Origin of the sequence: Azotobacter chroococcum, from assembly GCF_004339665.1 — a bacterium.
Lineage (GTDB): Bacteria > Pseudomonadota > Gammaproteobacteria > Pseudomonadales > Pseudomonadaceae > Azotobacter > Azotobacter chroococcum.
Window position 1 is genome coordinate 18153 of record NZ_SMMU01000041.1, and the last position, 9388, is coordinate 27540.

Sequence of the window (9388 nt, forward strand, 5' to 3'; positions counted from 1 at the left end):
GAAAATTCGGGTGAAAACCGGGCGGTGATCATCCGCCAAGGCAAGCTGCGCCACAAGAGAGCAAGTTTCATGCCATTGTTCTGCGGAGACCGGCAAGCTCTCCGGCAGATCTGCCTCGCCGGTGCCCGATATTCTGGCGGAAAGTTTTGCTCTATTCATGTGCCTGGATCAGTTGTTTTGTTTCATTTTGGTGCGCGTGCGCCGCTCTGCCGATAGGTGATCAAGTCTTGAGCAAGATCCGCTATAATTGCGCCCCCTTTTTGCCTGCCCGGCCCGTGCTGCCTCCATGAAACTCATCGTCAAGGTCTTCCCGGAAATCACCATCAAGAGCCCGCCGGTGCGCAAGCGCTTCATTCGCCAGCTGGCGAAGAACATCCGCAGCGTGCTGCGCGACCTCGATCCGGAGCTGGCGGTGACGGGCGTGTGGGACAACCTCGAGGTGGAAACCACAGTCGAGGATCGGCGGACCCTGCACGAGATGGTCGAGCGGCTGATCTGCACGCCCGGCATCGCCCATTTCCTCGAGGTGCACGAGTACCCCCTGGGCGACTTCGACGACATCCTCGAGAAGTGCAAGCGCCACTACGCCGCGCAGCTGCCCGGGCGGATCTTCGCCGTGCGCTGCAAGCGCGCCGGCAAGCACTCCTTCACCTCGATGGAAGTGGAGCGCTACGTCGGCGGCTGCCTGCGCCAGCAGTGCGGCGCCGCGGGCATCTCGCTCACCGCCCCGGAAGTGGAGGTGCGCATGGAGATTCGCGACCAGCGCCTGTTCGTCGTCCACAGCCAGCACGACAGCATCGGCGGCTATCCGCTGGGCGCCCTGGAGCAGACCCTGGTGCTGATGTCCGGCGGCTTCGACTCCACCGTGGCGGCCTTCCAGATGATGCGCCGCGGGCTGCTCACCCACTTCTGCTTCTTCAACCTCGGCGGGCGCGCCCACGAGCTGGGGGTGATGGAGGTCGCCCACTACCTTTGGCAGAAGTACGGCAGCTCGCAGCGCGTGTTGTTCGTCAGCGTGCCCTTCGAGGAGGTGGTCGGCGAGATCCTCGGCAAGGTCGACAACAGCCAGATGGGCGTGGTGTTGAAGCGCATGATGCTGCGTGCCGCCACGCGCATCGCCGAGCGCCTGAAGATCGACGCGCTGGTCACCGGCGAGGCGATTTCCCAGGTCTCCAGCCAGACCCTGCCGAACCTCTCGGTGATCGATTCGGCCACCGACATGCTGGTGCTGCGCCCGCTGATCGCTAGCCACAAGCAGGACATCATCGACACCGCGATGCGCATCGGTACCGCCGAGTTCGCCAAGCACATGCCCGAATACTGCGGGGTGATCTCGGTGAACCCGACCACCCGTGCCAAGCGCGAACGCATCGAATACGAGGAGCGCCAGTTCGAGATGGCGATCCTCGAGCGCGCCCTGGAGCGCGCCCGTCTGGTGCCGATCGACCGGGTGATCGACGAACTTGGCGAGGAGATCCGCGTGGAGGAGGTCGGCGAGGCCCTGGCCGGACAGATCGTCCTCGACATCCGCCATCCGGATGCGGCCGAGGACGAGCCGCTGGAGCTGGCCGGCATCGAGGTGCAGACGCTGCCCTTCTACGCGCTGAACAACCGTTTCAAGGACCTGGATGCCAACCGCCAGTACCTGCTGTATTGCGACAAGGGTGTCATGAGCCGCCTGCATGCTCATCATCTGCTCAGCGAGGGGCATGCCAATGTGCGCGTTTATCGTCCGGCATAGGTTGCCGGGCCTGCTCGGTGGCAGTATCCGCCACCGCCCTCCCGACCGGTAACGGCCCGAGACGTCGCGGCCGGGCAGCCCGGCCAGCTTTCCTTCTTCCAGCTTCCAGCTTCCAGCCTTCAGCTCGAAGCTTTCATAGAGATAGAACCTGTGATCGAAAATCTCCGCAATATCGCCATCATCGCCCACGTCGACCATGGCAAGACCACCCTCGTCGACAAGCTGCTCAAGCTCTCCGGCACCCTGGATCGCAAGGAAGCCGAAAGCGAGCGGGTGATGGACTCCAACGACCAGGAAAAAGAGCGCGGCATCACCATCCTGGCGAAGAACACCGCCATCGAGTGGAACGGCCACCACATCAACATCGTCGACACCCCCGGGCACGCCGACTTCGGCGGCGAGGTCGAGCGCGTGATGTCGATGGTCGACTCCGTGCTGCTGGTGGTCGACGCCCAGGACGGCCCGATGCCGCAGACCCGCTTCGTGACCCAGAAGGCGTTCAAGGCCGGCCTGCGTCCGATCGTCGTGGTCAACAAGATCGACCGTCCCGGCGCGCGTCCGGACTGGGTCATCGACCAGATCTTCGACCTGTTCGACAACCTCGGCGCCACCGAGGAGCAGCTCGACTTCCCGATCGTCTACGCCAGCGCCCTCAACGGCATCGCCGGCATGGACCACGAGAAGATGGACGACAACATGGACGCCCTGTTCCAGGCGATCCTCGACCACGTGCCGGCGCCCAAGGTGGACGTCGACGGTCCGTTCCAGATGCAGATCTCCCAGCTGGACTACAACAGCTTTCTCGGCGTGATCGGCATCGGCCGCATCGCCCGCGGCAAGGTCAAGTCCAACACCCCGGTGGTGTCCATCGACGCCGCCGGCAACAAGCGCAACGGCCGCATCCTCAAGATCATGGGCCACCACGGTCTGCAGCGCGTCGAAGTGCCGGAAGCCCAGGCCGGCGACATCGTCTGCATCAGCGGTTTCGATCAGCTGTTCATCTCCGACACCCTGTGCGACCCGACCGCCGTCGAAGCCCTGCCGCCGCTGTCCGTCGACGAGCCGACCGTGAGCATGACCTTCCAGGTCAACGATTCGCCGTTCTGCGGCCGCGAAGGCAAGTTCGTCACCAGCCGCAACATCAAGGAGCGCCTGGAGAAGGAACTGCTGCACAACGTCGCCCTGCGCGTTCAGGACGGCGACAGCGCCGACAAGTTCAAGGTCTCCGGCCGCGGCGAGCTGCACCTCTCGGTGCTGATCGAGACCATGCGTCGCGAAGGCTTCGAACTGGCCATCTCCCGTCCGGAAGTGATCATCAAGGAAGTCGACGGCGAGAAGCAGGAGCCGTACGAGAACGTCACCATCGACATCGAGGAAGTCCACCAGGGGCCGGTGATGGAGCAGATGGGCCTGCGCAAGGGCGACCTGTCGAACATGGTGCCGGACGGCAAGGGCCGCATCCGCCTGGAATACACCGTGCCGGCGCGCGGCCTGATCGGCTTCCGCAACTCGTTCCTGACCATGACCTCGGGCAGCGGCATCCTCACCAGCACCTTCAGCCACTACGGCCCGCTCAAGCAGGGCGAAGTCGCCCACCGCCAGAACGGCGTGCTGGTCTCCATGGCCACCGGCAAGGCGCTGACCTACTCGCTGGAAACCCTGCAGGACCGCGGCAAGCTGTTCCTCGAGCCGGGCCAGGAAATCTACGAAGGCCAGCTGGCCGGCATCCACAGCCGCGACAACGACCTAGTGATCAACCCCACCAAGGGCAAGAAGCTCGACAACATGCGCGCTTCCGGCAAGGACGAGACCATCCAGCTGGTGCCGCCGATCAAGTTCACCCTGGAACAGGCGCTGGAGTTCATCGACGACGACGAACTGGTCGAGGTGACGCCGAAGTCGATCCGCCTGCGCAAGAAGGTGCTGAACGAGAACGACCGCAAGCGTTACGAGCGCAGCAGCAAGATCTGATGCGCTGAGTGACCTGCAATGAAAAGCCCCGCCGGAGTGATCCGGCGGGGCTTTTGGCTTTTGGATCATCCGCCTCCGGCACCTGTTCGTGCATGCCGGATCAAGCGGCATGCAGGTTTTCGACAGGCGCGACAGCGGGGGCGGGTCCCTACTTGTAATAGCCGACCACGCACACCTGGTCGTCGGCCTTGGTCACGAAGGTGATTTTCTCGACCGGCGTATCGGTGCCCGGCCGCGGCCACATGTAGGCCACTTCGCTGATCTTGCCCGCTTCGGCCGTGGCGTAGATTTCCTCGCCCAGGGGCTTGCCCGCCTTGTCTTTCAGATCCTTCAGGCTCTGGCCGGTCAGTGTGGGATGCGCGGTGAAGTTGCCGTCCGGGCCACCGCAATAGGGATAGAGGTCGCGATCCTTGAAGCCGTCTTCGCCCTTGGTGAACTTCTCCAAGGCGGAGGCCTTGTCGGCCTCGACCGCCGCCACGGCCTTTTCGAGCATGGCCTTGGCTTCCTCGGCGGTGCCGAACTCGCCGGCCTGAGCGGTCAGGTGGATACCCGCAGTGCACAGCATTACCAGCAGGGTCTTGCGCATGAATGTCTTACGCCTCTTGTTCTTGTTATTTCATGGTTGTTTGAAGGCCACCGGGCGGCGACCTCGGCTCGATCCTAAGCCAGCCGGACGAAACCGATAAACTGCGACCATGGTCGTGCTGACGCTGCCGGCGGGGGTGTGCCTTGGCGTGTGGTTGTGCGGGCTCAGGACGCCAGGACGCAGGTCTCCGACTGCCGGGTGGCGGCGTCCAGATAGCTGCGCAGCCGGTCCTGCTCATCCTCGCTCAGGAACAGGCCGAGCTTGCTGCGCCGCCAGAGGATGTCCTCGGCCTCCCGTGCCCATTCCTGCCGGCACAGGTAATCCACCTCGCGGGCATGCAGGGTGGCGCCGAAGTGTTCGCCGAGATCGGCGGGCTCCTCGACGCCCTCGAGCAGGCGCCAGGCGCGGCTGCCGTAGCTGCCGGCCCAGCGCCGGGCGAGTTTCGGGGCGAGCCAGGCGTGGCGCTGGCGCAACTGCTCGGCCAGGGTGCGGCTGTCGCTCATCTCTTCGCCGCCCGGCAGCGGCGCTGCGGCGGTCCAGCACGGGCCCATCTGCGGGAAGAAGGGCGCCAGCCGCTGCAGGGCCGCCTCGGCCAGCTTGCGGTAGGTGGTGAGCTTGCCGCCAAACACCGACAGCAGCGGCGGCTCGCCCGGGCTGGCCGACAGCGCCAGGGTGTAGTCGCGGGTCACCGCCGAGGGATCGGTGGATTCGTCGTTGCACAGCGGCCGCACGCCGGAATAGCTGTGCAGGATGCTGGCCCGGCTCAGTTGGTGCTTGAAGTGGCGGTTGACCACCGCGAGCAGGTAGTCGGTTTCCTCCGCGCTGATCCGCACCTGCGCCGGATCGTCCCGGTATTCGCGGTCGGTGGTGCCGATCAGGGTGAAGTGCTCCAGATAGGGGATGGCGAAGACGATGCGCCGGTCCTCGTTCTGCAGGATGTAGGCATGCTCGCCCTCGTACAGCCGCGGCACGATCAGGTGGCTGCCCTGGATCAGGCGGATGCCGTAGGGGGCCTTCTGCTGCAGGCCGCTTTCGATGAAGCGCGCCACCCAGGGGCCGGCCGCGTTCACCAGCGCGCTGGCGCGGACCGAGAAGCTGCTGCCGTCGGCGCGCTCCAGCTGCAGGTGCCAGTGATCCTGGTGACGGCTGGCGGAGAGGCAGCGGGTGCGGGTCTGCACCTGGGCGCCGTGCTCGCGGGCGGCCATCGCATTGAGCACCACCAGGCGGGCGTCGTCGACCCAGCAGTCGGAATACTCGAAGCCGCGGCGGATCTCCGCCTTGAGCGGGCTGCGGGCGTCGAAGCGCAGGCCGCGCGAGCCCGGCAGCTTCTTGCGCTGGCCTAGGTGATCGTAGAGGAACAGGCCGGCGCGGATCATCCAGGCCGGGCGCAGGTGCGGACGGTGCGGCAGCACGAAGCGCAGCGGCTTGACGATGTGCGGGGCCTTGGCCAGCAGCACCTCGCGTTCGGCCAGCGCCTCGCGGACCAGACGGAATTCGTGGTGCTCGAGGTAGCGCAGGCCGCCATGGATCAGCTTGCTGCTGGCGGACGAGGTGTGCCGGGCGAGATCGTCCTGCTCGCAGAGAAACACCGACAGACCGCGGCCGGCCGCATCGGCGGCGATGCCCGCACCGTTGATGCCGCCGCCGATCACGGCGACATCGTAGTGCTCGGCATTGGAGGTATTGGAAGGGCTCATGCGGGGTGCCTTCGTGCTCAGTCGTCCTCGGTCCAGCGCCGGGTGCGCGCCACCGCCTTCTTCCAGCCGGCACTCAGCGCCCGGCGCTTCTCGTCGGAGCAGTCCGGCTCGAACACCCGCTCGATCCGCGCCTTGTCGCGCAACTCGTCGAGACCGCTCCAGAAGCCGGTGGCCAGACCCGCCAGGTAGGCGGCGCCGAGCGCGGTGACTTCCTTCACCGCCGGGCGCTCGACCGGCGTGCCGAGCAGGTCGGCCTGGAACTGCATGAGGAAGTTGTTGCGCACCGCGCCGCCGTCCACGCGCAGCGACCTGAGCCGCTCGCCGGCATCGCGCTGCATGGCGTCGAGCACGTCGCAGGCCTGGAAGGCGATGGATTCGAGCGCCGCGCGGATCAGGTGTTCGGCCTTCACCCCGCGGGTCAGGCCGAACACCGCGCCGCGCGCGTAGGGGTCCCAGTAGGGCGCGCCCAGGCCGGTGAAGGCCGGCACCAGGTAGACGCCGTTGCTGTCCTCGACCTTGGTGGCGAAGTATTCGGAGTCGAACGAGTCGTCGATCAGCCTGAGTTCGTCGCGCAGCCACTGCACCGTGGAGCCGGCGTTGAAGATCGCCCCCTCCAGCGCGTAGGCGACTTCCCCGCGCAGTCCGCAGGCGATGGTGGTGAGCAGCCCGTGGGCCGAGCGCACGGCCCTGGCGCCGGTGTTCATCAGCAGGAAGCAGCCGGTGCCGTAGGTGTTCTTGCCCTGGCCTGCCTCCACGCACATGTGCCCGAACAGCGCGGCCTGCTGGTCCCCGGCGATGCCGGCGATGGGGATGCCGCCGTGCGCGTCGCTGCCGGCGATGCAGGCGTGGCCGTAGACCTCGGAAGAGGAGCGCACCTGCGGCAGCATCTCGCGCGGGATGTCGAGGGCCTCGAGCAGGCGCGCGTCCCAGTCCAGCGCATGGATGTCGAAGAGCATGGTGCGCGCGGCGTTGGTGTAGTCGGTGACGTGCACCCGGCCCTGGGTCATCTTCCAGACCAGCCAGGAGTCGATGGTGCCGAACAGCAGCTCGCCGCGCCGCGCCCGCTCGCGGCTGCCCTCGACGTGGTCGAGGAGCCACTTGATCTTGGTGGCGGAGAAATACGGGTCGATGACCAGTCCGGTGCGCGCCCTGACGTACTCCTCCAGCCCGTCGCGCTTGAGCTCCTCGCAGATCGCCGCGCTGCGCCGGCACTGCCAGACGATGGCGTTGTGGATCGGTCGGCCGCTCTGCTTGTCCCAGACCACCGTGGTCTCGCGCTGGTTGGTGATGCCGATGGCGGCCACCTGCCGCTGCTCGATGCCGGCCTGGGCCAGGGCCTCCACCAGGGTGGCGCTCTGCGTGGCCCAGATCTCCATGGGATCGTGCTCGACCCAGCCCGACTGCGGGTAGATCTGCGTGAACTCGCGCTGCGCCACGCTGACGACATTGGCGTCGCGGTCGAGCACGATGGCCCGCGAACTGGTGGTGCCTTGGTCCAGGGCGACGATGTAGTGCTGGTCGGTGCGGGGCATGACGCTGGCCCTCTGGAATGCGGGGTGGCCTCGACCGCTTTGGTGCTGGCGGTCGGGTACCGGGCAGCGCTGCGGTCTGGGGCGTTAGGGAAAGGGTAGTTCGCGTCTGCGGGTCAGGGCGCCGGCATTGGGCGAGATGAAGCGATGCGCCCCGAGGCGGGCTTCGGTCATCACAGAATCGCGCGGTAGGCGGCCAGGGCTTTGGTCGTCTGCACCAGCCCCTGACGCCGCAGGCTGTCGAGATAGGCCTCCACATCCAGAGGGGGATGCCTGAGCTGTCGGCGTTGCCGTTGAGCCGCGGCGACGACGGCTGCGGGGTCCAGGTCGAAGAGGTTGTCGATGAACTCGTCCGGGTGCTGCGCCTCGACACCGAAGGCCTCCAAGACGGAGGCCGGGAAGTCTTTCTGGTTGAAAGTGACGATCACGCTGGCATTGCCGCGTATGGCCGCCGCCAGAACATGACGGTCGTCCGGATCGGGCAGGGTCAGGCCGTCGATCAGCGCCACATGGCCGGTGACCAGCGCATCGGGCACGGCACGGTCCATCAGCTCCGAGGTGCGATCCAGTTGTTCCAGGCTCAGGTCCCGGCGATTTTTCAGCAGGTTGCGCTTCCATTCGGCATGGATTTCGGCCGTCCAGCGGGCTCTGAAACGACCGGACAACGCCAGCCACATGAGGAAGTCCCGCAGTGGCGCCGGATACAGCACGCAGGCGTCGTAGATGGCCGTGAACGGGGAATGCCTCACTCGTAGCCCATCCCCAGCTCCTGCGCCTGCCTGGCCAGTTCGGCCAGGGCCTGCTCGCTGCTGCGGTCGCGTTCGCCCTTGTAGTGCATCAGGTCGGCAAAACGCACGCGCCGGTGCTTGCCGGTCCGGTGAAAAGGCAGTTCACCCGCCTCCAGCAGCTTGACCAGATGCGGGCGCGAGACGTTGAGCAGATCGGCAGCCTCCTGGGTGGTCAGTTCGGCATGCACGGGCACCACCCGGACCGCGTTGCCATCGGCCAGCTCGGCCAGAATGTCCACCAGCAGGCGCAGGGCCGAGGTCGGCAGCTCGATCTGGTGCGCTTCGTTGCGCTCGTCGAAGATCTGGATGCGCTGGGTTTCGAAACGAGTGGCCAGATAGGCTGCCAGGGCTCGCTGTCCCTGGATCGCCGCCTGCACCTCACGCTCGATGGGGAGGCTCGTTTCGGTGTGAATGGACTGGCTCATCGTGGCAGCTCCGGGCAGGAATTCGATATCCGCCAACGGTGCTCGAAATAAACGAAAAACGCAATATTCGAAATGGCTGGGGCGGTGCCGTGGTTATTGTGGTGGGGGCTCTTCACCCGGTTGCCCGCCCGGTCGAGGAAGACGAACGGCATCGGATCGAACACCGCCACCCGGATGCCAGCTCGACCAGGGCGGCGAAGCTGTCGATGGATTTCCGGAAGTCGACGGGCTTGGGGTAGAGATAGACTTTTTCGACCTTGGCGTCGGGTCGCATCATGATGACGGGCTCCAGAAAGAAATCGGGAGCACAGCATCGGCGGGCCTTTACTTCGGTTGAAGATGGGGTTCATGGATCACTTACGGACTTCTTGTCGCCGGCGCCGCCGATGAAGAGGGCAAGGACGAGGGCGTGGTGCTGGCGCACCTCCTCAACCTCCGAGGCTTCAGGCTTCTTCCATGCGCTCACCTGTAATCCAGTTAAGGAAATCCTGAAAAAGACTTCCCGATTCTGGTGAAATACACCCGCCCCTTTGCCCGAGTTTTCCGATGAAGCAACTGTCCTTCGCCGACGCCGAGTACGCCGGCAAGCGCAAGCAGACCCGCCGCGAGCGCTTCCTGCTCGAAATGGACCAGGTGGTGCCGTGGTCTGGG

Annotated in this window: 8 protein-coding genes and 1 pseudogene; 3 read left to right on the forward strand and 6 right to left on the reverse strand. The window is 65.8% G+C overall.

Annotated elements, in window-relative coordinates; genetic code table 11:
- The first annotated feature begins 286 nt into the window (after nt 1-286).
- A complete protein-coding gene (gene thiI, locus EV691_RS20240) occupies nt 287-1741 on the forward strand; it encodes a tRNA uracil 4-sulfurtransferase ThiI (protein ID WP_131300323.1) in 1455 nt (484 codons plus the stop codon).
- Between the two features lie 150 nt (nt 1742-1891).
- Entirely contained in the window at nt 1892-3712 is a 1821-nt protein-coding gene (gene typA / locus EV691_RS20245) for a translational GTPase TypA (RefSeq protein ID WP_131300320.1), read from the forward strand.
- Nucleotides 3713-3860: 148 nt separating this feature from the next.
- Here typA and EV691_RS20250 read toward each other — a convergent pair whose 3' ends face one another.
- From EV691_RS20250 to EV691_RS20275, 6 genes are all read right to left on the reverse strand, one after another.
- Nucleotides 3861-4298 (reverse strand): cache domain-containing protein, encoded by a 438-nt coding sequence (locus tag EV691_RS20250; RefSeq protein ID WP_131300318.1) that lies wholly within the window; start codon nt 4296-4298, stop codon nt 3861-3863.
- Nucleotides 4299-4462: 164 nt separating this feature from the next.
- Nucleotides 4463-5995: a glycerol-3-phosphate dehydrogenase gene (glpD, locus tag EV691_RS20255; protein WP_131300316.1), complete on the reverse strand. Its 1533-nt coding sequence runs from the start codon at nt 5993-5995 to the stop codon at nt 4463-4465.
- A 17-nt stretch (nt 5996-6012) separates the two neighbouring features.
- Nucleotides 6013-7527: a glycerol kinase GlpK gene (gene glpK / locus EV691_RS20260; protein WP_131300314.1), complete on the reverse strand. Its 1515-nt coding sequence runs from the start codon at nt 7525-7527 to the stop codon at nt 6013-6015.
- Nucleotides 7528-7697: 170 nt separating this feature from the next.
- Complete coding sequence (locus EV691_RS20265) at nt 7698-8273, reverse strand: PIN domain-containing protein (protein WP_131300312.1); 576 nt, start codon at nt 8271-8273, stop codon at nt 7698-7700.
- On the reverse strand, nt 8270-8737 hold the full coding sequence (locus EV691_RS20270; protein WP_131300310.1) for a helix-turn-helix domain-containing protein: 468 nt from the start codon (nt 8735-8737) through the stop codon (nt 8270-8272). Before EV691_RS20270 ends, EV691_RS20265 begins: the two co-directional genes overlap by 4 nt.
- A 112-nt stretch (nt 8738-8849) precedes the next feature.
- Nucleotides 8850-9014: a hypothetical protein gene (locus tag EV691_RS20275; RefSeq protein ID WP_242672604.1), complete on the reverse strand. Its 165-nt coding sequence runs from the start codon at nt 9012-9014 to the stop codon at nt 8850-8852.
- Nucleotides 9015-9283: 269 nt separating this feature from the next.
- On the opposite strand from EV691_RS20275, the pseudogene EV691_RS20280 reads away from it, so the two are divergent.
- Nucleotides 9284-9388, forward strand: a pseudogene (locus EV691_RS20280) (IS5/IS1182 family transposase); the annotation flags it as partial.